25 protein-coding genes are annotated in these 25,476 nt (G+C 54.4%); 10 read left to right on the top strand and 15 right to left on the bottom strand.

The annotated features are described in order from the left end of the window. Position 1 precedes the first annotated feature (1 nt). Together fmt and def are read right to left on the bottom strand one after the other, a co-directional pair. On the bottom strand, positions 2-928 hold the full coding sequence (gene fmt / locus RDY34_RS09045) for a methionyl-tRNA formyltransferase (protein ID WP_308184540.1): 927 nt from the start codon (positions 926-928) through the stop codon (positions 2-4). 78 nt (positions 929-1,006) lie between these two features. After that, positions 1,007-1,510, bottom strand: a complete 504-nt coding sequence (gene def, locus RDY34_RS09040; RefSeq protein WP_304679545.1) for a peptide deformylase — start codon at positions 1,508-1,510, stop codon at positions 1,007-1,009. A 184-nt stretch (positions 1,511-1,694) separates the two neighbouring features. On the opposite strand from def, the gene RDY34_RS09035 reads away from it, so the two are divergent. Beyond that, positions 1,695-2,918 carry a LysM peptidoglycan-binding domain-containing protein gene (locus RDY34_RS09035; protein WP_308074831.1) on the top strand — a complete coding sequence of 408 codons (1,224 nt, stop codon included), beginning with the start codon at positions 1,695-1,697 and terminating at the stop codon, positions 2,916-2,918. A 13-nt stretch (positions 2,919-2,931) separates the two neighbouring features. Continuing rightward, the gene (locus RDY34_RS09030; RefSeq protein ID WP_308074832.1) at positions 2,932-3,234 is read left to right on the top strand and encodes a hypothetical protein; all 303 of its coding nucleotides are present in this window, start codon (positions 2,932-2,934) and stop codon (positions 3,232-3,234) included. On the opposite strand, the gene RDY34_RS09025 is transcribed toward RDY34_RS09030, so the two are convergent. The 3 genes from RDY34_RS09025 to pyrB form a co-directional block, all read right to left on the bottom strand. Further along, positions 3,228-3,893 (bottom strand): DUF8453 domain-containing protein, encoded by a 666-nt coding sequence (locus tag RDY34_RS09025; protein ID WP_003754378.1) that lies wholly within the window; start codon positions 3,891-3,893, stop codon positions 3,228-3,230. The two genes, RDY34_RS09030 and RDY34_RS09025, sit on opposite strands and share 7 nt — an antisense overlap. A gap of 64 nt (positions 3,894-3,957) precedes the next feature. Continuing rightward, positions 3,958-4,416 carry an aspartate carbamoyltransferase regulatory subunit gene (gene pyrI, locus RDY34_RS09020; protein WP_002216215.1) on the bottom strand — a complete coding sequence of 153 codons (459 nt, stop codon included), beginning with the start codon at positions 4,414-4,416 and terminating at the stop codon, positions 3,958-3,960. Positions 4,417-4,425: 9 nt separating this feature from the next. Continuing rightward, on the bottom strand, positions 4,426-5,346 hold the full coding sequence (gene pyrB / locus RDY34_RS09015) for an aspartate carbamoyltransferase (RefSeq protein ID WP_003754376.1): 921 nt from the start codon (positions 5,344-5,346) through the stop codon (positions 4,426-4,428). Between the two features lie 222 nt (positions 5,347-5,568). Between pyrB and RDY34_RS09010 the strand changes: the two genes are divergently transcribed. Next, a complete protein-coding gene (locus tag RDY34_RS09010) occupies positions 5,569-6,411 on the top strand; it encodes a GNAT family N-acetyltransferase (protein WP_308074833.1) in 843 nt (280 codons plus the stop codon). Next, entirely contained in the window at positions 6,408-6,533 is a 126-nt protein-coding gene (locus RDY34_RS09005) for a hypothetical protein (RefSeq protein WP_255489364.1), read from the top strand. Before RDY34_RS09010 ends, RDY34_RS09005 begins: the two co-directional genes overlap by 4 nt. Positions 6,534-6,580: 47 nt before the next feature. Here the strand turns inward: RDY34_RS09005 and RDY34_RS09000 are convergent, their stop codons facing one another. Next, positions 6,581-7,099: a hypothetical protein gene (locus tag RDY34_RS09000; RefSeq protein ID WP_308074834.1), complete on the bottom strand. Its 519-nt coding sequence runs from the start codon at positions 7,097-7,099 to the stop codon at positions 6,581-6,583. A gap of 269 nt (positions 7,100-7,368) precedes the next feature. Between RDY34_RS09000 and pyk the strand changes: the two genes are divergently transcribed. Both pyk and RDY34_RS08990 read left to right on the top strand, forming a co-directional pair. Beyond that, positions 7,369-8,841 (top strand): pyruvate kinase, encoded by a 1,473-nt coding sequence (gene pyk, locus RDY34_RS08995; RefSeq protein ID WP_308074835.1) that lies wholly within the window; start codon positions 7,369-7,371, stop codon positions 8,839-8,841. A 203-nt stretch (positions 8,842-9,044) separates the two neighbouring features. Further along, on the top strand, positions 9,045-10,439 hold the full coding sequence (locus RDY34_RS08990; RefSeq protein WP_308074836.1) for an OmpP1/FadL family transporter: 1,395 nt from the start codon (positions 9,045-9,047) through the stop codon (positions 10,437-10,439). Between the two features lie 82 nt (positions 10,440-10,521). On the opposite strand, the gene RDY34_RS08985 is transcribed toward RDY34_RS08990, so the two are convergent. From RDY34_RS08985 to RDY34_RS08955, 7 genes are all read right to left on the bottom strand, one after another. Then, entirely contained in the window at positions 10,522-12,003 is a 1,482-nt protein-coding gene (locus tag RDY34_RS08985; RefSeq protein WP_308074837.1) for a hypothetical protein, read from the bottom strand. A gap of 342 nt (positions 12,004-12,345) precedes the next feature. Continuing rightward, entirely contained in the window at positions 12,346-12,483 is a 138-nt protein-coding gene (locus RDY34_RS08980) for a hypothetical protein (protein WP_308033917.1), read from the bottom strand. A gap of 17 nt (positions 12,484-12,500) precedes the next feature. Then, on the bottom strand, positions 12,501-12,698 hold the full coding sequence (locus RDY34_RS08975; protein WP_002225930.1) for a hypothetical protein: 198 nt from the start codon (positions 12,696-12,698) through the stop codon (positions 12,501-12,503). 10 nt (positions 12,699-12,708) lie between these two features. Next, positions 12,709-13,725, bottom strand: coding sequence for a lysozyme inhibitor LprI family protein (locus RDY34_RS08970; RefSeq protein WP_308033916.1), 1,017 nt, complete (start codon positions 13,723-13,725; stop codon positions 12,709-12,711). A gap of 99 nt (positions 13,726-13,824) precedes the next feature. Beyond that, entirely contained in the window at positions 13,825-15,039 is a 1,215-nt protein-coding gene (gene gltS / locus RDY34_RS08965; RefSeq protein WP_308018326.1) for a sodium/glutamate symporter, read from the bottom strand. Between the two features lie 174 nt (positions 15,040-15,213). Then, positions 15,214-15,555 (bottom strand): hypothetical protein, encoded by a 342-nt coding sequence (locus RDY34_RS08960; RefSeq protein ID WP_308074838.1) that lies wholly within the window; start codon positions 15,553-15,555, stop codon positions 15,214-15,216. A gap of 188 nt (positions 15,556-15,743) precedes the next feature. Continuing rightward, positions 15,744-18,017, bottom strand: coding sequence for a Tex family protein (locus RDY34_RS08955; RefSeq protein WP_308073928.1), 2,274 nt, complete (start codon positions 18,015-18,017; stop codon positions 15,744-15,746). 113 nt (positions 18,018-18,130) lie between these two features. On the opposite strand from RDY34_RS08955, the gene galE reads away from it, so the two are divergent. The 4 genes from galE to rfbC all read left to right on the top strand — a co-directional run bounded on the left by galE (position 18,131) and on the right by rfbC (position 21,761). Continuing rightward, positions 18,131-19,147: a UDP-glucose 4-epimerase GalE gene (galE, locus tag RDY34_RS08950; protein ID WP_118779491.1), complete on the top strand. Its 1,017-nt coding sequence runs from the start codon at positions 18,131-18,133 to the stop codon at positions 19,145-19,147. Next, positions 19,148-20,230 carry a dTDP-glucose 4,6-dehydratase gene (gene rfbB / locus RDY34_RS08945; RefSeq protein ID WP_308074839.1) on the top strand — a complete coding sequence of 361 codons (1,083 nt, stop codon included), beginning with the start codon at positions 19,148-19,150 and terminating at the stop codon, positions 20,228-20,230. It abuts the gene before it with no gap. 62 nt (positions 20,231-20,292) lie between these two features. Continuing rightward, a complete protein-coding gene (rfbA, locus tag RDY34_RS08940; RefSeq protein WP_025456927.1) occupies positions 20,293-21,159 on the top strand; it encodes a glucose-1-phosphate thymidylyltransferase RfbA in 867 nt (288 codons plus the stop codon). 44 nt (positions 21,160-21,203) lie between these two features. After that, complete coding sequence (rfbC, locus tag RDY34_RS08935; RefSeq protein ID WP_003754339.1) at positions 21,204-21,761, top strand: dTDP-4-dehydrorhamnose 3,5-epimerase; 558 nt, start codon at positions 21,204-21,206, stop codon at positions 21,759-21,761. 43 nt (positions 21,762-21,804) lie between these two features. On the opposite strand, the gene RDY34_RS08930 is transcribed toward rfbC, so the two are convergent. Both RDY34_RS08930 and dnaJ read right to left on the bottom strand, forming a co-directional pair. Continuing rightward, positions 21,805-23,823, bottom strand: a complete 2,019-nt coding sequence (locus RDY34_RS08930; protein ID WP_003754337.1) for an OPT family oligopeptide transporter — start codon at positions 23,821-23,823, stop codon at positions 21,805-21,807. 195 nt (positions 23,824-24,018) lie between these two features. Beyond that, entirely contained in the window at positions 24,019-25,140 is a 1,122-nt protein-coding gene (dnaJ, locus tag RDY34_RS08925) for a molecular chaperone DnaJ (RefSeq protein WP_003754336.1), read from the bottom strand. Between the last annotated feature and the right edge of the window lie 336 nt (positions 25,141-25,476).

Genomic DNA, 25,476 nt, shown 5'->3' with positions numbered 1-25,476 from the left:
TTTACAGCTTCGTCCCTGCTTCGATATGCCGTCCAGCAGCAAACGCCGCGATATTCATACGTTTGCCGCCGGCAGGCTGCAATTCGGTAATCTTCAGCGCGTTTTCGCCGCAGGCAACGACCAAACCGTCCGCCGAATAGGACAACACTTCGCCTGCCGTGCCTTGTTGCGCCACCACTTCGGCGCGCCGGATTTTCATCGGCTTGCCCTGATACTCAACCCACGCGGCAGGCACGGGGTTGAAGGCGCGGATTTTGCGTTCGATAACCGCCGCGCTTTCGCTCCAATCAATACGCGCTTCTTCTTTGCTTAGTTTTTGGGCGTAAGTAACACCTTCTTCGGGCTGTTTGACCACGTTCAGACGGCCTTTGTTTTGAAGCTGTTGCAAATCGGCAACAACCGCCGCCGCACCGATTTCCATCAGCGCGTCGTGGACTTCGTTGGCGGTATCGGTAGGTTGGATGGCGTAGCGGTGTTCGCTGACCACATCACCGGTGTCCAAACCGATGTCCATCTGCATAATGCACACGCCGGTTTCGGCATCGCCGGCCTCAATCGCGCGCTGAATCGGCGCCGCGCCGCGCCAACGGGGCAGCAGCGAGGCGTGGATGTTGAGGCAGCCGTGTTTCGGCGCATCCAACACGTCTTGCGGCAGAATCAAACCGTACGCGGCAACCACCATTACGTCTGCCTCGACCTCTTTGAGCATTTGCAGGGCTTCGGCGTTGTTGCGCAGTTTTTCGGGCTGTGCCACGCGCAAACCGAGTTCCAGCGCGGCTTGTTTGACGGGCGGGGCGGTCAGTTGCATACCGCGTCCTTTAGGGCGGTCGGGCTGAGTCAGCACCAGCGGGATTTCAAAACCGGCGGCGGCAACGGCTTTTAAAGCGGCGGCAGCAAAATCGGGCGTGCCGGCAAAGATGACTTTCATATCGTGTCCTAATGTGCGCGGGGTGTGTCGCGATGCCGTCTGAAAACGCCGCAGCGTCCGGACAGCACGGCAAAGGGGTCAAATCGTATGTTTCTGACGTTTTTTCAACTTGGTCTTAATCCGGCTCTGCTTGAGCTGCGACAATCGTTCGACAAACACAATGCCCATCAGGTGGTCCAACTCGTGCTGCACGCAAATCGCCAGCAAGCCGTCCGCCTCCAGCGTGAACTTTTCGCCTTTTTCGTTCAAAGCCTCGACCTTGACGCGTTCGGCTCGGGTAACGGTGTCGTAAATGCCCGGCACCGACAGGCAGCCTTCTTCGTAAGTGGTTTCGCCGTCTTTTTCGACAATAACGGGGTTGATGAACACGCGCGGTTCGCTGCGGTCTTCGGTCAAATCCATCACGACCACGCGCTCGTGCACATCGACCTGCGTCGCCGCCAGCCCGATGCCGCGCGCCTCGTACATCGTTTCAAACATATCGGCAACCAGCTTTTGGATGCGCTCGTCAACTTGTTCGACAGGCTTTGCCACCGTGTGCAGACGCTCGTCGGGATATTGGAGGATATTCAGTAAAGCCATAATTTTCTCTTTCCGTCGGCAGATACGCTGCCTGTTTTTCACAATTACCGTGATGGTATGGTTAATTCGATGTTAAAATACGAATAATTTATTGTAATGCGGCACGTCCCGAAAAGACCGTCGCCGCTTTTTCCAACCCGATCAGGCAAGACAAACCGAAATTTATCAGATAAGGGGAACGGTTATGCAACGTCGTATTATAACCCTGCTCTGCGCGGCAGGTATGGCATTCTCAACACAAACTTTGGCGGCAAATCTGAAGGTGCGCCCGAACGCGCCGCAACGCTACACAGTCAAACAGGGCGACACCCTGTGGGGCATTTCGGGCAAATACCTGTACAGCCCGTGGCAATGGGGTCGCCTGTGGGGTGCGAACCGCAGCCAAATCCACAATCCCAACCTGATTTATCCGGGTCAGGTTTTGGTGTTGCGCTACGTTAACGGCGAACCGCGCCTCAGCCTAGAACAGACAGACAACATCCCCGTCGTCAAAATGAGTCCGGATAAAGAAGTGTCCGGATACGGTATTCCCGCCATCGATGTCAACTTCTACCGCATCTTTATGCAGCACCCGCAAATCGTCTCCCGCAAAGAAACCGCTGCCGCGCCGCGCCTGCTCTCGGGTCCGGAAGGCAGGCTGCTGTACACCAAAGGCACCAGGGTTTACACCAAAGGCCTGAAAGAACCGGGCCGCTACCTGACCTACCGTATCAATAAAAACATCACCGATCCGGATACGGGTAAATTCCTCGGACAAGAAGTCGCATTCAGCGGCATCGTACGCTCCCTGCCCTATACCGATTCGGCACTCGAACAACGCTCCGAACAGGCGGCGGAGCAGTTGAAAGACAACGAATACTATACCCGCACCCATCCTTTGATTACCCCGCTGCGTACCCATTCGATACAGCCGCTGGTGGTCGAAACCGCCATTTCCGAAATACAGCAGGGCGACTACCTGATGAAAATGCCGGAAGACACCGACCGCTTCAATATGGTGCCGCACGAGCCCTCCCAACCGGTTCAGGCGAAAATCGTTTCCGTGTTTGAAGGCGTGAGAATCGGCGGACAGTTCAAAACCATTACGATAGACAAAGGCGAGGCGGACGGTTTGGACAAAGGCGCGGTTTTGAGCCTCTACAAACGCAAGAAAACGATGCAGGTCAACCTCTCCAACAATTTGGCAGAAGAACCCAAAAGCAGGGATACCGTCGAACTGATTTCCACTCCTGCCGAAGAAGTGGGCTTGGCAATGGTTTACCGCACCTCCGAACACCTGTCGTCCGCCATCATTCTGGAAAACATCTCCGATATTTCCGTAGGCGACACCGCCGCCAATCCGGGACGGGATTTGGACAATATGCCGGATCAGGGCCGCACTCGCGTCGATTCCGACCCTTTCCAATAACCCCTCGGCAACAATGCCGTCTGAAGGCTTCAGACGGCATTTTTTATTTAGACTGCATTTTCATATCCCGTTGATGCAAAACCCTGATTTAGTCGGACAAAATGCCTTTTATCTGATGGGACCGGTTTCCGCCCGAACGGAAATCAGCGGCTTGCCCTTGCAGACAGACGGAAGTAACCGGGTATCCAAACCCAATCTTGCCACTTTGCCGCCGCCCCCTGAAAAAATGCCGTCTGAAGCCTTCAGACGGCATTGTTGCCGGAAAAAGCCGCCGCGCCGCTGGTGCGCGCCCCATACATCGGGACACCTTCAATAAAATATCCGTTTGGACTTTTCCGGCATTTTTGAAATTTCCCTCAACGCCTGATTGAGCGCGCCCAAATCCAACGCCGTTTCCGAACGGCAGGCATCGCCGAAGATGTTTTTATATTCCGCCGTCAGTTTCAACATCCCTTTGAACGCGCGCCCTTCCAAAGCCGCCGACAACTCGAAAATATCGGCGAACACGCGCCCGTAGGTTTCGCCCGAGGCGACCGCGTCCGTCCCCAATGCGAACATATCCATTTTTGCCAACTCGGCGGCAATCGTGCGCGCGTCTTCATCGTCAGGCAGCACTTCCGCCTTGAACCTGACCTGTTCCGCCATCCCTTTGCCGTGGTTTTTGACCAGCAGGGCGAGCATTTGCGGCTTGTGTTCCAAGTGTTGCAAAGAAGCGTGCAGGACGGGGTGTATGCTTTCGTTCTGTATCATTTTTTCGCGGTAGAACTTTTCCGCCTTAGCCTTTGAACGCGCCGACACGAACGCCCACGCCAGCCACACCAGCGCGACGGCGGACAATGCGGACAGAAGCGGAGGCAGCTCTTCAGTATAGGCTTTCTGATTGAACCAGATTTGCGCGGTCAAAAAACCGGCAAAGAAAATCAAAACATAAAGTATCGGTGCGAAACGGCTTTGGACAGAAGCGTGCATCATCATTCCATTTCAGATTGGCAAAACAGGCGGCAGACGAAATGCCGCCCGCTCGGTTTAAGGGAATCCGTCAGGCTTCCGCCACCGAATCCCGGCTGTAGGTTTTTTCGCAGTAATGGCATTTCAGCCGCGTCTGCCCGTTGTGTTTTTTAACATAAAACCGGCTTTTGACCGGCTCGCCGTGGCCGGCGCAATTCGTGTTCGGACAGCGGAACACTTCGGCGATTTCGTCGGGCAGGTTCAAATGCCGCTTCTGCACGACCTTGAAATTGTCGATGGTGTTGACCACCGCTTCGGGGGCGAACAGGGCGAGGCGGTCGGCGGCTTTGTCGTCCAAGCACACGCCTTTGATTTTGATGATGTCTTTGCTGCCTTGGGTTTTGCTGGGCAGGTTGAAGCCCACGGTTACCGCGTTGCCGTAGTGCAAAAGTTTGAACTGGCGCAGGATGGTCAGCCCCCTGCCGGCGGGAATATGGTCGATAACCGTACCTTTTTCAATGGCTTCGACACTGAGTTTCGGGGTTTCCATATCGGTTCCTCACACTTCTTCGTTCAACACCAGCGACAATATCGCCATACGCGCATAAACGCCGTTAGTCGCCTGCTCGAAATAATAGGCATGCGGCGTAGCATCGACATCGGGATGGATTTCGTCCACGCGCGGTAGGGGGTGCAGCACGCGCAGGTTCGGTTTGGCGCGGGCAAGCATGGATGCGTCGAGATTGAATTTGCCTTGGATTTTGGCAAATTCCTGTTCGTCGAAACGTTCGCGTTGAACACGGGTCATATACAGGATATCCGCCCATTCCGCCGCTTCTTCCAAACTGCCGAGGATACGGTATCGGCAGCCGGCTTCGTCCAACTCTTCGGTAATATAGTCGGGCATGGCCAGGCTGGGCGGCGAAACAAAGGCAAATTCACAATTCCAGCGTTTCAACGCCTGACAAAGCGAATGCACGGTACGTCCGTATTTCAAGTCGCCCGCCATGGCGATTTTGAGCTTGTCCAAACGTCCCTGCGTTTCATAAATGGTAACCAGGTCGAGCAGCGTCTGACTGGGGTGCTGGTTCGTGCCGTCGCCGGCGTTGATAACGGGGACGCGCGAAAACTCCGCCGCCACGCGCGCCGCGCCGTCTTTGGGATGGCGTTGGATGATTGCGTCGGTGTAGCCGGAAATGATGCGGGCGGTATCGGCAAGCGTCTCGCCTTTTTTGGCACTGGTATTCGCGCCGTCCGAAAAGCCGATGACCTTGCCGCCCAGCCGCTGTACCGCCGTTTCAAACGACAGGCGCGTACGCGTGGACGGTTCAAAGAAGCACGAACCGATAAGTTTCCCTTCCAACAGGTTGCCGTGCGGCTCCGACTTCAGTTTCAATGCCGTCTGAAGCAGCAGCTCGAGCTGTTCCCGCGTCAAATCAGAAATAGAAATAACATGCTGTTTATATAGCGGATTAGGCATTTCACCCCTCCTCCGTAAAAGACCCGCGCCAAGCAGGCATCCGGTTATGCGTCCACACCGCCCGAGTGTTTCCGAAAGCGGCAATACGCCGCGTATTATCGCACATTTGCCGCCGCAAAGTTTCAACAGTGCACATCAAACGGTTTTCAGACGGCATATCCAAACACGCCCGCATAAGCATAAGGTATAATCGCGCCAGACATTTCTTTTCAGGAAGCCGCCATGTTAGTCTGCAACCCCTACGAAGTCGTCATCCACGGCACAACGAGTTCCGGCAAGATTTTCCGTCCCAGCGACTGGGCGGAACGCCTGTGCGGCATCCTGTCCTCGTTCACCAAAGACAACCGCCTCTCCTACTCGAAATGGGTACGCCCCATGCTGGTGGACAACATCCGCTGCGTCGCCGTCGATAAAAAACTGGAAACCGACAATCCGCAGATGTTCCGCTTCCTGATGGACTTTGCCGCCGACAACGACCTGCGCGTCATCGACTGCAAAGCCCTGCTCGAAGAACGCGAACAGGGCGGACAAAACGACCCTGCCGACGAACGCGTCCTGCTGGCACAGGCAATCGAAGAAAAACACGCCGCCGAGAAAGCACAGGAACAGACCGTCTCGGGCGCATCCTACATTTTGCGCGAAATCGGTGCGGAAGACACGTCCACCGCCTTTGCAGCCTTGAGCGTGCTGCGCTCCATGCTGACCGACATCAACCGTTTTACCGAACAGATCAACAAAGTCCAACGTCCCGTCGGCTACCGCCTGCTGGGTATTTTTGAAGAAGGTAAATACAATGCCGTCGCCGTCTGCGGTTTCCACGAAGCCTGCAACCTCGCCAGCGGCCGACATATCCATATCGACGACATCGTTACCCTGCCGCAAAGCCGCCGCAAAGGTTATGCTTCGCGCCTGCTGGAAGAAGTCCGGAAAATCGGTGCAGAAACAGGGGTTACCAAAATCCACCTTAACGTCCACGTCAACCACGACCGTACCGACGCGCACCGCCTGTATTTCAAAAACGGTTTTGAAATCTGCGCCTACCACTTCCGTTGCGACCCCAAATGAAAACACTCCTCCTCATCTGCACCCTGTTGCCCCTTGCCGCCTGCACCGCCTTTTCCGGACAAGGCGGCAGCCGGATTTACGGCGAAATCAAAACCGGTATCGAAACCCGGCACAGCCGTTAAAAAATGCCGTCTGAAGCCCTTTCAGACGGCATTTTAAAATATGCGCCCTATCCGCCCGCCTTCCCCGCACCCCCTGCCTTTGCAGCCCTGACCGAAACCGTCTGCAGCCTATACCAGCCAAACAGCCTGACCACGCACAACACCGCCAGCCACGGCATACACAAAGCCGTCAGGACATAGCGCGCATTACCCGTATTGACCACATCAACGCCACGCATCAGCGACAACAGCGCGTTTGCCCACTCCCACACCGAAGGCACGCTGAACGCCAAAACCGCCACCAAACCCAACGTCCGGAATATTCCGATTTCCAAAACCTGCCGCCGCAACACCGAACGGTTGAGCAAAAACAAAACCACCAACCCGAAGCCGACCACCGCCGACATACCGCCGTTGGCGACAATCTGCAAACTATTGAACGCAATATCTGGCGTAACGGCCAACACGCCTTCAGAATCCGGCACGGCACGCTGCAAATCCAAACCCTGCAGCACATTCAATACAAAACCGTACACCAAATCCGCCAATACCACGCCTATCGGCAAAGCACTCAAAAGCCGCCACATCTTTTCATCCGTCCAGCTGTTCAAAACTTTATTTTACCCGACCGCGCAAGCCGCCGAACAAAAAATAAATTTAGCCTAAGTCATAAAACCGTGTAATTTTGCACCAAAAAAGGCGGTTTGCAGGTAAAATATCAAACCATTAATTTAAATCATATTTTTACAGAATATTCCGCCGCGTTCACCAAATAGACATCAAACCGGTTCCAAATTTCTGTAATTTTGCAACAAAATACCGCAAAACACCCGATTGAGACCGAAAGGACTTTCATATGAACCAGACAAGCCGCGATCTGACCCGCATCAGCCACAACACCAAAATCGTCGCCACCCTTGGGCCGGGCAGCAACAACGTCAAACTGTTGGAAGATATGATCCGCGTCGGCGGCCTGAACGTCGTCCGCTTCAACTTCAGCCACGGCACGCCCGAATTCCATCAGGAAAACGCCCGTATCGTGCGCGAGGCGGCAAAACGCGCCGGACAGGAAATCGCCATCATTGCCGACCTGCAAGGCCCGAAAATCCGCGTGGGCAAAATCGCCGGCGGCGGCATCGAATTGAACAAAGGCGAAACGCTGGTACTGGATGCCGCGCTCGAAGGCGAAGGCACGCGCGAGGCAGTCGGTTTGGACTACCGCGACCTGCCTGATGATGTTGCCGCAGGCGATGTCTTGTGGCTGGACGACGGCCTGCTGACCCTGACCGTGGAATCCGTCGAAGGCAGCAGGATTATCACAAGGGTGGAAAACAGCCACGTCCTGAAAAGCAACAAAGGCATCAACAAACGCGGCGGCGGTCTGTCCGCAGGCGCGTTGACCGAAAAAGACTTCCGCGACCTGAAAACCGCGATTGCCATCGGTTGCGACTACCTCGCCATCAGCTTTGTGAAATCTGCCGAAGATTTGCACATCGCGCGCGCCAAAGTCGAAGAAGAAATGAAAGGCAGCACTGCCGTGCGCCCCGGTTTGGTTTCCAAAATCGAACGCGTAGAAGCGATTGAAAACCTTGATGAAATCATCCTCGCCGGCGACGGCATTATGGTTGCGCGCGGCGACTTGGCGGTCGAAGTCGGACACGCCGCCGTCCCCGCCCTGCAAAAACGGATGATCCGCCGCGCCCGCGAGTTGCGCCGCTTCAGCATTACGGCGACGCAAATGATGGAATCGATGATTACCAACCCCGTGCCGACCCGCGCGGAAGTCAGCGATGTGGCAAACGCGGTATTGGACGGTACCGATGCGGTGATGTGTTCCGCCGAAACCGCCGTCGGCGCGTATCCGTTTGAAACCGTCAGCCAAATGGCGATTATCTGCGCGGCTGCGGAAAAAGAGCAGGATTCGCTCAACGGCGTTGCCGAACAGGTCGAGTATCCCGAAGTGGTCAGCACCAACCTGGCGGTTGCCGGCGGTGCGGTCAGCGTGGCGCGCGCGGTTCACGCCAAAGCGATTGTCGCCCTGACCGAAAGCGGCTCGACCGCCTTTGAAATCAGCCGCCACAACATCACCCTGCCGATTTTCGCGCTGACCCCGAGCGTTTCCGCCCAACGCCGTATGGCGATGTACCGGGGCGTACGTCCGTTGATTTTGGCAACCAGCACCGACCACGACACGGCGTTGAACGAAGTCGAAACGATGCTGGTGGAACACAACATCCTGCATTCCGGCGACCAGTACATCATCACCAGCGGCTCGCAAATGCGCGAATCCGGTTCGACCAATACACTGGAAGTGCTGCGCGTCAAATAATCCGCCCTGAGTGGAAAATGCCGTCTGAAGCCGATGCCCGAGGCTTCAGACGGCATTTTTTGCGGCGGCGCGGCGGTTCGGGCAAACTGAAAAAATTGTGCAAATCCGGCAACATCGGATAAAATCGAGTACCTATACTAAAGCGAAACAAGGCATTTCCGACTGCCTTTTTTATTTGTCTGCAATTTTTTACGGAAACTGAAATGACCCCTTCCACACTGAAAAAAACCGTCCTGCTGCTCGGCACTGCCTTTGCCGCCGCATCCGTTCACGCATCCGGCTACCACTTCGGCACACAGTCGGTCAACGCGCAAAGCACGGCAAATGCCGCCGCCGCAGAAGCCACCGACGCATCGACCATCTTCTACAACCCCGCCGGTCTGACCAAACTCGACAGCAGCCAGATTTCCGTCAACGCCAACATCGTGCTGCCCAGCATTCATTATGAGGCGGATTCCGCCACCGACTTTACCGGGCTTCCTGTCCAAGGTTCTAAAAACGGCAAAATTACCAAAACCACGGTTGCGCCCCACATCTACGGCGCATACAAAGTCAATGACGACGTAACTTTGGGTTTGGGCGTGTACGTCCCCTTCGGCTCTGCCACCGAATACGAAAAAGATTCCGTGTTGCGCCACAACATCAACAAACTCGGTCTGACCAGCATCGCCGTCGAACCCGTCGCCGCGTGGAAACTCAACGAACGCCATTCCTTCGGCGCAGGCATCATCGCTCAACATACTTCCGCCGAACTGCGCAAATATGCCGACTGGGGTATCCAGCAAAAAGCAGCAATGCTGAAAGCAACACCTTCTAATCCTACTGCCGCTGCTCAAATCAAAGCTGACGGACACGCCGATGTCAAAGGCAGCGATTGGGGCTTCGGCTACCAACTGGCGTGGATGTGGGACATCAACGACCGAGCGCGCGTGGGCGTGAACTACCGTTCCAAAGTTTCACACACGCTCGAAGGCACTGCCGAATGGGCGGCAGACGGCGCGGCGGCGAAAGCAATGTGGAGTACGGCACTCGCAGCAAACGGTTACACGGCGAATGAAAAAGCCAGCGTCAAAATCGTAACGCCTGAGTCTTTGTCCGTACACGGCATGTACAAAGTGTCCGACAAAGCCAACCTGTTCGGCGACGTAACTTGGACGCGCCACAGCCGCTTCAATAAGGCGGAACTGGTTTTTGAAAAAGAAAAAACCATCAGTATGGGCAAAAAATCCGACCGCACCACCATCACCCCCAACTGGCGCAACACCTACAAAATCGGCTTGGGCGGTTCTTATCAAATCAGCGAACCGCTGCAACTGCGCGCCGGCATCGCTTTTGACAAATCGCCCGTCCGCAACGCCGACTACCGCATGAACAGCCTGCCCGACGGCAACCGCATCTGGTTCTCCGCCGGTATGAAATACAATATCGGTAAAAACCACGTCGTCGATGCCGCCTACACCCACATCCACATCAACGACACCAGCTACCGCACGGCGAAGGCAAGCGGCAACGATGTGGACAGCAAAGGCGCGTCTTCCGCACGTTTCAAAAACCACGCCGACATCATCGGCCTGCAATACACCTACAAATTCAAATAAACGGCTCGCCGTTTGATTGTAGAAATGCCGTCTGAAACAGATTTCCGTTTCAGACGGCATTTTTATCCGGCAGCCGATACGCCTACCTCGGTATCCGGGAGAATATATGCAGAACCTCCTTCATATCAAAATGGTAGGGACGCTCGGGCAACAGGACGGCGGCGGGCAGCTTGGTGATGCCGTTCAAGCCGCGCGGGAACAGCGCAATCCGCTCTTTGCCCTTTTCCGCATAATCTGCTTTGCGGTTGTGGACGGAAACCACTTCGCGATGGCGGTAAAGCAGCGTGTTCATTTCGATATAGGCTTCGTTGTGGATGGCTGCCGACTGTTTCTGCAACACGTCAATCTGCCTGTTGAGCTTGTCGTTGGTTTTCATCAGCCTGTTGAAGAACGACGGTTGCTCCTGCAGTTTGGCGGTACAGGCTTCGATACTTTCCGATACCGGCCCGAACTGTTCGAGGTGTTTTTCCAGACAGTTTTCCAAGTCGGTCAGGCAGCCTGCCATCTTGCGGGAAAATTCTTCTTCAGGCTTTCCCTGCCGAATGGACAATATCTCGCGGCGGCGGTCTTCCATTGCGGAAATATAGGCGTTCATGCGGTCGGACATATTTTCCGCATCCCTGCTCATCCACAGCGCGGGCAGCAGGCGGAAGTTTTCAAACGAATTGAAGATGCCGCCGAAAGACTGGCGGAAGGCGATATAAATATATTTCAAATCTTCCTCGCCCTTCGCCATACGCGTCAGGCAATAGTAGAACGGATCGAGGACGGTGTCGCCCAACAGCCGCTCGAATTGGTCCAATCTGGCGGCAATCGCCTGCGTGCGTTCGACTTGCGCGGGGAACGGCGAAAACAGCAGCGGCAGGGCTTTTTTGTCGTAGTTTTCCTCTATCCTGTCCATCATATCGATGATTTCCCAGCTCACGCCGGATTGCAGCGAAAGAATCTGTTTCAAACCGTTGGCAAAACGCAGGGCATCATTCTGAGTGATGTTGCGGACGGGGATATGGATGGCGGTGTAATAGCGGTTGTAGCTGGTATAGAGTTTGTCTTCCGACAGGAAGCGGCGCAGGGAAAACGGAATATCGTCGGTGTAATAAGGCGCGATGGCAAACAAGTATTTCGACGTTCGGATAACTTCCAACTGGCGGGCGCGCTGTTCGGCAAACAATACTTTGTCAAACACCGGTTCGGGCATCTGCTTTACTTCGCGCGGGCGCATCATCGGAAAACTGTTGCCGAGCAGGTGCGATTTTAGGAACACTTCGCAGATATAGGTACAGATGATGTCCGAATCGAGATTGCGGGTGTTTTCGGGGATTTCCCATTTGGTTTTGTTTTTCAATACCGCAGCGGCGGCGTAAATAAATTCGGTTTTCAGAATCTGTTTGAAATTTTCCCGTGCGCGTTTGCCCCCGGTATCGACGTTTTTGATAACGGACAGCACGCTTTCGAGAATGTCGGCAATATAAACCGGCGATTCGCATTGCGCCAATACATTCAGGCGTTCCGCGATATGCCCTGCCAGCCGTTTGAGGTCGGGGATGGGAATATCTGTTGCCAAAGAAGAAAACGAAATGCGTTTTTTGGGAAGGCAAGTGAAAGAACCGTCGGCTTCGTTATAGCCTATGCCTTTTCGGGAAAGGATTTGCGTACAGGCCGCCTGCCCGGCTTCGGGAGAAAGTGTTTTGAAGATTTCTGTCAGATTTTCCTGCCAATGGCAGTCGAGTTCGGGAAGGATTTGATTGAGTCTGAAACGGACGGTGTAAGGGATAGGGTCTTGCTCGAAATGTTCATTTTGCGGGGGGGGGGATGCATAATGTCTCCTCGATATGGATGGAACTTTTTAAGTTTACGGCAAATTGCCGATTCTATCGTATTTCCTTTCCGGTTGAAATCCCGCCTTTTAGGGCGACGCTTTATGTGCCGTCCCCTGTGTTGGAACATCAGCATAGGAAACACAGGAAAAGACGGCTGTTTTGCGCCTGCGTACCGTATTGGTCAAAATGCCGTCTGAAACCGACAACAGGGTTTCAGACGGCATTTCCGTCAATTTTCCCTTTATCTGCCGAACAGGTTGGCGATATTTTCCATCTGTTCTTCGGTAAAACCGTTTTCGCCCAATCTGGCGGCAACTGCCCATTCGCCCGACAAACCGTGTTCCGCACCGAGCTGCCTCCATTTTTCGACTTTGGCTTCGTCTGTGGTTTTTTCGGGCAGCGGTTTGACGGGAATCCTGCTTTTGGGGACGGTATTCATCGGTTTGCCCCTAATCGATGGAATAGCCGCGAAGATACTGTATCCGTTCGCGCGTCATCCGCGTGTCGCACTGCAATTTGAGATATTCGGCGTATTCTTTCCCGTCTGCCTGCGCGGCGGCTTGTCGGCAGTTGCTGATTTTTTCCTGCGCCCACTTGCGTTGTTCGCCGACCAACTCTTTTTGCACGTCGGTATCGAGTCCTCCCCAAAGTTTGGTAATTTCGGATTCCGCGCGTTGGTTTTGCACGCGCGCCTCTTCCACTTCGCCCTGTGATACGGTAACGGTATTGGCACGCTCGCCGTCGTCGGGATGCAGGATTTCCGGTTCGGGCGCGCCTTCTGCGGCTTGGGGTACGCCCGCATCGCTGGCGGCGGCATTGTGTTCCAAAATGTCTTCGGGCGTGGGTTTGGACGGTTCTTCTTCACGGGCTTTGCCGCTCAAAATCCTGACCGCGTCTTCTTTTTTCACCGCCTTGCCGTCTATCATCACGATGCTCTTCACGCCGTAAGGCAGCAGCGCAGCAGACAGCGTTTGCGCCGCCATACCGACCGTGTTGTCGATAAATGCCGTCTGACCGTCTTTGACGGGCAGGAAGCGGACAGCTGCCGTCAATACGCCGTCTTTAAACCCGACATTGCCGCCCGTCTTCTGCCGCACGATGTCTGCCAAAGACGTTTCGCCGTACAGCAGGGGGCTGTTTGCCTCGGCATCGGCAAGCGTTTCAGACGGCACGGTAATGTTCAAATCGGCGATACAGAACGTGCGCCCGCCTTCCTGCGTTTCCGAAGCGTGTTCCAAAGAAAACGCCAAACCGTAGGCGGCGGCGATAATTTTGTCGGCATCGACAAACTGCCTGCCGTCTTCGCGCGCGAAAGAACGCGCTTCCTGCGTGAGCGTTTCCTGAATACTGCCGCGTATATCCTGCAACACGGCGGGGTTGGCGCATTCCAATGCCTTGGGCGGTTCTTCCCTGCCGCACGCGGCAAGCAGCAGGGCAAACGGCAGCGCAATGAGTTTCCGATACATGATATTCCTTCCAAACAGTGCAGACCGACGGCGGCTATCATAGCAAAAGCACCCGCAGGCGGTAAACCTTGCAGGTGCTTTGTCGGAAAGGCGTAAAAATCAGCCTTTAAAGAAATTCACAAAGCCGGTGAGAATCGCCGCATTAATCAAATCGACGAAGAACGCGCCGACCATAGGCACAATCAAAAACGCCTTATGCGACGCGCCGAAAGTATGCGTGATGGACTGCATATTTGCCACCGCCGTCGGCGTTGCGCCCAAACCGAAACCGCAATGCCCGGCAGCCAGCACTGCCGCATCATAGTCGCGCCCCATAAAGACATAGGTAACAAAAGTCGCGTACAAAACCATCACCACGGTTTGTACGGCAAGGATGACGGTTACAGGCCCCGCCAAACCGGTCAGCTCCCACAGTTTCAAATTCAGCAACGCCATTGCCAAGAAAAGCGAAAGCGAAGCATTGCCGAACACATCGATGGCGCGGTCGAACATATTGACCTTGAATGCGGCGGTGAGGATGTTGCGGATAACCACGCCGCCAAACAGACACCACACGAATTTGGGCAGGTCGAACAGGTATTCTTTGTCGAAGCCGTCCATAATCTCGGCAAACGCCAGACACGCGGCAAACATCGCAAGCGTTTCAACGGCAGATTCGGCCGTAATCAGGCGGGTGCGTTTTGCCTGCTCGAACACGTCGTCCGCGTTGTCGTCCTGATCCTGTTTATTATTTTCAACCGGTTTGCGGCCCATTTTGTTGATCAGGCGGCGTGCAACCGGACCGCCGATCAGACCGCCGAACACCAGCCCGAAAGTTGCAGAAGCCATACCCAAGCCGGTTGCGCCGACCAAACCGTATTTGGTTTCAAAATCCGGCCCCCAGGCACCCGCCGTGCCGTGTCCGCCCGTCAGCGTAACCGAACCGGTAATCAGGCCGATGAGCGGATCCAAACCCAAAGCGGAAGCCAGTCCGACACCGACAAAGTTTTGCACCAAGATAAATCCGCCCACAATCGCGGTAAAAACCACCAGCGGCAAACCGCCCGCCTTCAAACGGGAAAAATCCGCGCTCAAGCCGATGGACGTGAAGAAAATCAGCATAAACGCATCTTGCAGCGGTTTTTCAAATTTGAAGCTCACGCCGTACGCTTCGTGCAGCGCAAACAGGATAATCGCGGCAATCAGCCCACCCGCCACGGGTTCGGGGATGTTAAAATCTCGCAAGAACTTGATTTTATTAACTAAAACTTTGCCAACCAGCAAAACCAAAGTGGCGGCAATCAAGGTGTAATAACTGTTAAACGCCCATTCCATATCGTTTGACCTCCTAAAATGTTTTTCTTCATGTCCGCCCGAAGGGGACGCAGGCGCGAAGATATTAGGGGAACTGTTAAGGCTTGTCAAAGAATCGCCGTTTTTCCAACCGTTTTTTACAAACAAAATGCCGTCTGAAACTCCGTTCAGACGGCATCGGGCATCCGCACCTGTTCAATAATTGGTCGAACAGAACTGCTCGCGCCTGTCCGCATCGGCGGCATAACACGTCAAACCCATACCTGCCGCGTTGCTGTTGGACGCTTTCGCACCCGGTTTTTTGTTCACCGAAACCTTGCCGTCTTTGCCGATTTCAACGGTTACGCCTTTGCCGTTTTTCATCTTCCACTTCAAAACCTTCGCCCCGGCATCCTCGCATTTACTGACCGCGCAGCCGCCCTCTGCCGCGACGTTGCCGTTTTTATAAATCACGCACTGCTGCTGGCTGTCGGTACAGGCCGCATAGGCTGCAACGGAGAAACAGGAAATCAGCGCGGCAAACAGAACTTTTTTCATGGTTCGGACTCCTTATTTGTATAACGGTTTAATCATACCGAAACTATACGCCTGTCTGCATATCCATGCCACAACACCGCAAAATGCCGTCTGAAAAGCGTAAATCGGGTGCTTATGAGCTCCGCTTTTAAAATAGCCCTATTTCAAATCCAATATAAAAACGGCGGGCCGGAAGCCCGCCCTTCTTTTTACCGTTTCAACTTCGCAAAAGCATCCGCCATCGCCGAATTGGTCGGGGCACGGTCGTTGCGTTGTGGTTTACGGTCACGGCGTTCCTGATGTCGGTTTTCAGACGGCCTGTTGCCTTTGGCTGTGCCGCCCGGTTCGTCATCCAAGCGCATGGTCAGCGCAATGCGTTTACGCGCAACATCGACTTCCAGCACCTTCACTTTAACCACGTCGCCGGCTTTCACCACTTCACGCGGGTCTTGGACGAACTTGTTGGACAGGGCGGAGATGTGCACCAAGCCGTCTTGATGGACGCCGATGTCCACGAACGCGCCGAAGTTGGCGACGTTGGAAACCACGCCTTCGAGTATCATGCCGACTTGCAAGTCGCTGATTTCGTGGATGCCTTCGGCAAACGATGCCGTCTGAAACTCGCCGCGCGGGTCGCGGCCGGGTTTTTCCAGTTCGGACAGGATGTCCAGAATGGTCGGTAGGCCGAAGCGTTCGTCGGTGAAGTCGGACGCTTTGATTTGCTTCACGCGCTCGCGGTTGCCGATGAGTTCAGCGGCGGTAATGCCTTGTTGCGCCAGCATTTTGGCAACGACGGGATAGGCTTCGGGATGCACCGCGCTCGCGTCCAGCGGCTCTTTTCCGCCGTTAATCCGCAAAAAGCCTGCCGCCTGCTCGAAGGTTTTTTCGCCCAAACGCGGTACTTTCAGCAGTTTTTTGCGGCTGTCGAACGCGCCGTTTTCATCGCGGTAGGCAACGATGTTTTGGGCAAGGGTTTGATTCAAACCGGAAATTCGCGCCAAGAGCGGGGCGGAGGCGGTGTTCACGTCCACGCCGACGGCATTCACGCAGTCTTCGACCACCGCGTCCAGCGATTTGGCGAGCCGGTTTTGGTTCACGTCGTGCTGATACTGGCCCACGCCGATGGATTTGGGGTCGATTTTGACCAACTCGGCGAGCGGGTCTTGCAGCCTACGGGCAATGGACACCGCGCCTCGCAGGGAAACGTCCAAGTCGGGGAACTCGCGCGCCGCCAGTTCGGACGCGGAATAAATCGATGCACCGGCTTCGGACACGACGATTTTATGCAGCCCCATTTTCGACATTTCACGCACCAGTTCGCCCGCGATTTTGTCGGTTTCACGGCTGGCGGTGCCGTTACCGATGGCGATGAGCTTCACGCCGTGTTGTTTAATCAGGCGCGACAGCGTTGCCAACATATTGTTTTCTTGATGCAAATAGACGATGACCGTATCCAGCAGCTTGCCGGTGTCGTCCACCACGGCGCATTTCACACCGTTGCGGTAGCCGGGGTCGAGACCCAGCGTCGTCAGCCGTCCGGCGGGCGCGGCGAGTAACAAGTCTTTGAGATTGCGGGCAAACACGGTAATCGCGTCGGTGTCGGCGGCTTCTTTCAAACGATTGAGAGCTTCAAGTTCCAACGACAAAAAGATTTTCGCGCGCCAAGTCAGGCGCACGGTGTCGCGCAGCCATTTGCAGCCGTCTGAAACTTTGAAGCGGCGGGCGATGATTTGCTCGTATTCGCTTTGCTGCGTAATCGGCGTGTCGTCGGGCTGATATTTGAGCGCGATGTTCAACACGCCTTCGTTGCGGCCGCGCAAAACCGCCAGCGCGCGATGGCTGGGCATCGTGCGGACGGGTTCTCGGTGGTCGAAATAATCGCTGAATTTTTCGCCTTCTGTCTCTTTTCCTTCAACCACTTGCGCGTGGATTTCGGCTTCGTTCCACAGCTTGTCGCGCAGCGTGCCGATGAGTTCCGCGTCTTCGGCAAACTGTTCCATCAGAATCGCGCGCGCGCCGTCCAGCGCGGCTTTGGCGTCGGGGATGTTTTCGTTCAGGTAACCTTGCGCGGCGGCTTCCACGTCCTGCGGCTGCTCGGCAAGCAACACGTCCGCCAGCGGCTGCAAACCGTGTTCGCGCGCGATTTGCGCCTTGGTGCGGCGTTTGGGTTTGTAGGGCAGATACAGGTCTTCCAGCGCGGTTTTGTTGTCGGCGTCTTCGATTTGCGCTCTGAGGCCGTCTGAAAGCTTGCCTTGCTCTTCAATGCTTTTTAATACAACAGCTTTGCGCTCTTCCAACTCGCGCAGATATTGCAGCCGCTCGGCAAGCTGGCGCAGCTGCGTATCGTCCAGCCCGCCCGTGGCTTCTTTACGGTAACGCGCGATAAAGGGGACGGTCGCGCCGTCGTCCAAAAGCCCGACGGCGGCGGTGATTTGCGCGGCAGTGGCGGAAAGTTCTTGGGAGAGGATTTGGGTGATGTTCATAAATTGCCTTTTTATGCCGCTCGGACAGCCGGCGGCGCAATGTGGGTAATCGTTTGGAAAAGATGAAGATAATACTGATATACTTTGCCCGATACAATCTGAAAGGAATGTTTATGACCGTCCTGATTACCGGCGGCACCGGCTTCATCGGTTCGCACACCGCCGTCTCGCTCGTCCAATCCGGTTACGATGCCGTGATTCTGGATAATCTGTGCAACTCGTCTGCCGCCGTCCTCCCGCGCCTTCGGCAAATTACCGGCAGAAACATACCGTTTTATCAGGGTGACATCCGCGACCGTCAGATTTTGAGGCAGATTTTTTCGGAACACGAAATCGAATCCGTCATCCATTTTGCCGGTTTGAAGGCGGTGGGGGAAAGCGTTGCCGAGCCGATGAAATATTACGGCAACAATGTTTACGGCAGCCTGGTGCTGGCGGAAGAAATGGCGTGCGCGGGCGTGTTCAAAATCGTATTCAGCTCGTCGGCAACCGTTTACGGCAATGCGGAAAAAGTCCCCTATACGGAAGATATGCGCCCGGGCGATACCGCTAATCCTTACGGTGCGTCCAAAGCGATGGTGGAACGGATGTTAACCGACATCCAAAAAGCCGATCCGCGTTGGAGCGTGATTTTGTTGCGCTATTTCAACCCGATTGGCGCGCACGAAAGCGGCTTGATCGGCGAACAGCCCAACGGTATTCCCAACAACCTTTTGCCCTATATCTGCCAAGTGGCTTCGGGCAGGCTGCCGCAACTGTCGGTATTCGGCGGCGATTATCCGACCCCCGACGGCACCGGTATGCGCGACTACATTCATGTGATGGATTTGGCAGAAGGGCATATCGCGGCAATGAAGGCGAAAGGCGGTGTTGCCGGCGTACATTTATTCAACTTGGGTTCGGGGCGCGCCTATTCCGTTTTGGAAATCATCCGCGCCTTTGAAGCCGCATCCGGTTTGCGCATTCCTTACCGAATCCAACCCCGCCGCGCCGGCGACTTGGCGTGTTCCTTTGCCGACCCGTCCCATACCAAACAAGAGACGGGCTGGGAAACCAAACGCAGCCTTGCGCAAATGATGGAGGATTCGTGGCATTGGGTCAGCCGCAACCCCGACGGATATGGGGATTAAATGCAAACCGCAAACAAAAAAACCATCCTTGTTACCGGAGGCGCGGGCTTTATCGGTTCTGCCGTTGTCCGCCATATTATCCGAAACACCCGGGACGCTGTCGTCAATGTCGATAAGCTGACTTATGCCGGCAATTTGGAATCTTTGACTGAGGTAGCCGATAATCCTCGCTATGCTTTTGAACAAGTGGATATTTGCGACCGCGCCGAACTCGACCGCGTATTCGCGCAATACCGGCCTGATGCCGTGATGCACTTGGCGGCGGAAAGCCATGTCGACCGCTCTATCGATTCGGCAGGCGAGTTTATCCAAACCAATATCGTCGGCACATTCAATCTGCTGGAAGCTGCGCGTGCCTACCGGCGGCAAATGCCGTCTGAACAGCGCGAAGCCTTCCGTTTCCACCATATTTCCACCGATGAAGTCTATGGCGATTTAGGCGGCACAGACGATTTGTTTACCGAAACCGCGCCCTACGCGCCGTCCAATCCTTATGCCGCATCTAAAGCATCTTCCGATCATCTTGTCCGCGCGTGGCAACGGACTTACGGGCTGCCCGCCATTGTCAGCAACTGTTCCAATAATTACGGGCCCCGACAATTCCCCGAAAAACTCATCCCGCTGACGATTTTGAACGCGCTTGGCGGCAAACCGCTGCCTGTGTACGGCGACGGGGCGCAAATCCGCGACTGGCTGTTTGTCGAAGACCACGCGCGCGCGCTGTATCAGGTTGTTACCGAAGGTGTTGTCGGTGAAACCTACAATATTGGCGGCCACAATGAAAAAGTCAATATTGAAGTCGTCAAAACCATCTGCGCCCTGCTGGAAGAGCTTGTTCCTGAAAAACCGGCGGGTGTGGCACGTTATGAAGATTTGATTACCTTTGTCCCGGACCGCCCCGGCCATGACGTGCGCTACGCCATTGATGCGGCGAAAATCAGACGGGATTTGGGCTGGCAGCCTTTGGAAACCTTCGAGTCCGGCATCCGCAAAACAGTGCAATGGTATCTGGACAACAAAACCTGGTGGCAAAACGTATTGAACGGCAGCTACCGTTTGGAACGCTTAGGTACAGGCAAATAGTTTTCAGACGGCATCCCGACGCAATGCCGTCTGAAAACCCATCGCAAAGGAAGAAAGAAAAGATGAAAGGCATCATACTGGCAGGCGGCAACGGCACGCGCCTCTACCCCATCACACGTGGCGTATCCAAACAGCTCCTGCCCGTGTACGACAAGCCCATGATTTACTATCCCCTGTCCGTATTGATGCTGGCGGGAATCCGCGACATTTTGGTGATTACCGCGCCTGAAGACAACGCCTCTTTCAAACGCCTGCTTGGCGACGGCGGCGATTTCGGCATTTCCATCAGCTATGCCGTGCAACCCGCTCCCGACGGCTTGGCACAGGCATTCATCATCGGCGAAGACTTTATCGGCGAAGACAATGTCTGCTTGGTTTTGGGCGACAATATTTTTTACGGTCAGTCGTTTACGCAAACATTGAAACAGGCGGCAGCGCAAACGCACGGCGCAACCGTGTTTGCTTATCAGGTCAAAAACCCCGAACGTTTCGGCGTGGTCGGATTTAACGAAAACTTCCGCGCCGTTTCCATCGAAGAGAAACCGCAACAGCCCAAATCCGATTGGGTGGTAACCGGCTTGTATTTCTACGACAACCGCGCCGTCGAGTTCGCCAAACAGCTCAAACCGTCCGCACGCGGCGAATTGGAAATTTCCGACCTCAACCGTCTGTATCTGGAAGACGGCTCGCTCTCCGTCCAAATCTTAGGACGCGGTTTCGCGTGGTTGGACACCGGCACCCACGAGAGCCTGCACGAGGCGGCTTCATTCGTCCAAACCGTGCAAAACATCCAAAACCTGCACATCGCCTGCCTCGAAGAAATCGCTTGGCGCAACGGCTGGCTGACGAAAAAAGATGTGGAAACACGGGCAAAGCCTTTGGAAAAAACCGCCTACGGGCAATACCTGCTGCGCCTAATCGGCAAATAAATGCCGTCTGAACCACTTTCTTCAGACGGCATACAGAGAAAATCATGAACATCATCGACACCGCCCTCCCCGACGTAAAAATTTTAAAACCGCAAGTCTTCAAAGACGGACGCGGCTTTTTTATGGAAACCTTCCGCGACGGGTGGTTCAAAGAAAATATTGCCGATCGAAATTTCGTGCAGGAAAACCATTCCCAATCACGCAAAGGCGTATTGCGCGGCCTGCACTACCAAACCGAAAACACGCAAGGCAAACTCGTACGCGCGATTGCCGGAGAAGTGTTCGACGTGGCCGTCGATATGCGCGAAGGTTCGCCGACTTTCGGCAAATGGGCGGGCGCAACCCTGTCCGCGCAAAACCAATGCCAGCTTTGGATACCCGAAGGCTTCGCACACGGGTTTTACGTTTTGAGCGATACGGCAGAAGTCATGTACAAATGCACGGACTATTACAAGCCTGAAGCCGAACAGGTTTTAATATGGAACGACCCGGCAATAGGCATAGGCTGGCCGCTTCAAACCACGCCGCTGCTGTCGCCCAAAGACCTTGCCGGCAAAACGTGGGCACAAGCCGAAAAGTTCCGCCTTCCGCTTTCCCGATAAAAAATGCCGTCTGAACGTTTCAGACGGCATTTTTTCCGACAGGCTACCTACCCGCCTTCAGTACGCGCTGTGCAAAGAAAAACATCCCGGTAACGAAGAACGCCAAACCCAACCATGAGGCGGCGGTATCCCAGTTTTCCAGATTCAACGCAAGCGGCGCATCCGAGCCGCCGTTGGTCACGGAGAAGGCAATAATAAACGCCATAATCACACCAATCAGGCTTTCACCGACAATCAGGCCGGCGGAGAACAAGGTTCCGATGCGCTCGGCGTTTTTCAGACGGCCTTCACGGTTTTCCGCTTTTTTACCGATGATGTGTTTCAACACTGCCGCCAACACCGCGCCTGCCACGATGGGCATATTAACGGACGGCGGCAGATAAATACCCATACCGACCGCAAGGACGGGCAGGGCAAGTTTACCGCCTGATGATTTTTTCAACACCAAATCGACGACGATTAATACCGCTCCAATCGCGATACCGGTAAAGATATACGCCCATTCGAGATTGTGGGCGAAAATGCCCGACGCGATGGTCGTCATCAAAGTCGCTTGAGGGGCTGCCAAAGCCTGCGCCGCATCCATGCCTTCGCGCGGCATTGCGCCGGTAAAGCCGTAGGCTTCGTAAAGCAGTTCCAACACGGGTGAAATCACCAGCGCACCGACGATACAGCCGATAATCAGGGCAACTTGCTGCCGCCAAGGCGTGGCTTTGAGCAGGTAGCCGGTTTTCAGGTCTTGCAGGTTGTCATTGGAAATCGAAGCCACGCAGATTACTGCCGAGCCGCAGAAAAGCGTCAACGCCAGTAAGAATTTACGGTTGACCTCATCCGCCATCAAGCCGCCTGATTCGCCCACAACCAATAAAACCAGCGAAATGATAACAATGGAAACGATGCCCACGCCGGAAATCGGGCTGGAAGACGAGCCGACCAAACCCGCCATATAACCGCAGGCGGCGGCGACCAAAAAGCCGATGACGGAAGCCAAAAGCGTGCAAACGACCACTAAAAGCCAAGCCATGCCGCCCGTAATGTGCGAATCGCCGATAAAGTGGTAAAACGACACGCCTAGAATAAACATCATAGACAATACCCAGAAAATCATGGCTTTAGGCGACAAATCCTGTTCGGCGCGTTCTGTAGCGGGCGCACCGCCGCCAAAACTCTTGAACGACATCTTCATGCCTTCCACCATCGGCTTGAGCAGCATCAAAAGCGTCCAAACCGCCGCGATACCTATGGTTCCCGCACCGATAAAACGCACTTTCTCCTTCCACAGCTTCATCGCAAACGCCGCCATTTCCATATCGGAAGGTTGCGGAATGTGTGAGGAGAAATACGGCACGGCAATGCCCCAAGCAATCGAAATGCCCAACAGGATGGCGATGCCGCCCGTCAGTCCGACCAAATAGCCCGCGCCCAACAATGCCAGTGAAAAGCCCATCGGCAGTTGGAAAATTGCCGTACCGCTTTTAAACCAATAACTCGCGCTATCGGCAATCACGCGCAGACCTCCGGCGCAAAAGCTCATCAATCCCGCCAACGCGCCGCCGGCCGCCAGCTCTTTGATACCGCTGCCGCCCTGACGGTCATCCCCTTCTTCATGGCCGCCCACTTTCAAAATTTCAGCAGCCGCCACACCTTCCGGATAAGGCAAATCACTTTTCACCACCATCGCGTAACGCAGCGGAATGGTAAAAATCACCCCCAAAATCCCGCCGGCAATACATAAAAGCGTCGTCTGCCAGAACGGGAAACCGCTCCAGTAGCCCGCCATCAGCAAACCGGGCAGGACAAAAATGATGGTCGAAAGCGTACCCGCCGCCGAGGCTTGGGTCTGCACCATGTTGTTTTCCAAAATATTGCTGCCTTTGAAAAACTTTAAAACCGCCATCGAAATCACCGCCGCCGGAATCGACGAGGCAAAGGTCAGCCCGACTTTCAAACCGAGGTAAACGTTGGACGCAGTAAAAATTACAGTAATCAATGCACCGAGTATCATGCCTCGGAGCGTCAGTTCGCGGTATTCTTCTACCGAACCGGATAAAGATTTATTCATTATTCTTCCTTTGACAACAGACGTTCACATATTGTTGGCATCACGCCATGATGTCAAGTTTTAAAAAGAACGGTTAAAAACAGTTATCCCACCCTGCCCCATACCACATTGAAAATAAAAACTATTTCCAAACAAACAAAAACAGCCGTATCAGGGATATTACCCGATACGGCTGCTTGTTTCCGAACCTTAAAATCAATCAAACAAATCGCGCAGCTTGTCTAAAAACGATTTCTTGCGCGGCGTTTGGTTTTCCAAGCCGGTAGAAATCCGCTCAAATTCTTCCAAAAGCTCTTTCTGGCGGTCGGTCAAATTGACAGGCGTTTCGACAACAATATGGCAGTACAAATCGCCGGTCGCGCTGCTGCGTAAAGATTTGACACCCTTACCCTTCACGCGCATCCTCCTGCCGGTTTGGGTTTCTTTGGGGACGGTGAGCTTGACCTTGCCGTCCAAGGTCGGCACTTCCAACTCCCCGCCCAAAGCAGCCGTGGCAAAACTGATCGGCAGTTCGCAATGCAAATCCAAGCCGTCGCGTTGGAAAATCTTATGCGCCCGAATGCGGACGGTTACATACAGGTCGCCGGCAGGCGCACCGTGCGTACCCGGCCCGCCTTCGCCGCTCAAACGGATACGCTGCCCGTCATCGATACCGGCGGGAATATTGACTTCCACCGTCTTGACCGCCTTATTCCGCCCTGCGCCACGGCATTTGACGCAAGGTTCTTTAATATGTTTGCCCGCACCGTGGCAGGTCGGACAAGTCTGCTGCATACGGAAAATCGCCTGCTGGATGTGCACCGTACCCGAGCCTTTACAAGTCGGACAGGTTTCAGGGGATGTCCCGGGTTTCGCGCCGCTGCCGTTGCAGACATCGCACGCTTCATAAGTCGGAATATTGATGCGTTTCTTCACGCCTTTTGCTGCTTCTTCAAGCGTGATTTCGATACCGACTTGAACATCCTCACCCTGATAATCAGGCTGGGCGCGCCCCGAACCGCCTCCAAACATTTGGCTGAAAATATCCCCAAAGTCAAAACCCTGCGCACCGCCAAATCCGCCAAACCCTCCAAATCCACCTTGACCTCCTCCTTCAAATGCCGCATGACCGTATTGGTCGTACATAGCACGCTTTTCCTTGTCGGACAAAGTTTCATACGCCTTTTGTACTTCTTTAAACTTCTCTTCCGCCTCTTTATTGTCAGGATTGCGGTCGGGATGGTATTTCATCGCCAATTTACGGTAGGCTTTTTTAATCTCATCATCGGTAGCTGTTCTTGCCACACCCAGCGTCGCATAAAAATCTTGATTACTCATCTGTTCATCTAATTCAAAATAAAATCACGGCTTAAAATAAGGGCAATTGCGCAAAACACAAGATAAACAGACTGCCATAGCTTACAAACTGAAACGGAATACACTTACCGTCTGAAATCTTCAGGTATGCACGACACAAAAACTTAGACAGGCATAAAACCAACCGCCATGAAGTGTTTTTGTTATAAAAACGCCGCCCGAACGCATGTTCAGACGGCATTTCCTTTGCGTCGATTCATTCCCCGATATAGCGCAGGTCTTTCTCCAGCCATTTCCCTTCCAAACAAAAAAGCACCGGCGGCGGCCGATGCCCCTTCCCTTACAGGTTCCCCTATT

This window comes from Neisseria polysaccharea (genome assembly GCF_963392925.1).
Classification (GTDB): Bacteria; Pseudomonadota; Gammaproteobacteria; order Burkholderiales; family Neisseriaceae; genus Neisseria; species Neisseria polysaccharea.
This window is presented reverse-complemented; position numbering and strand designations above follow the sequence as displayed.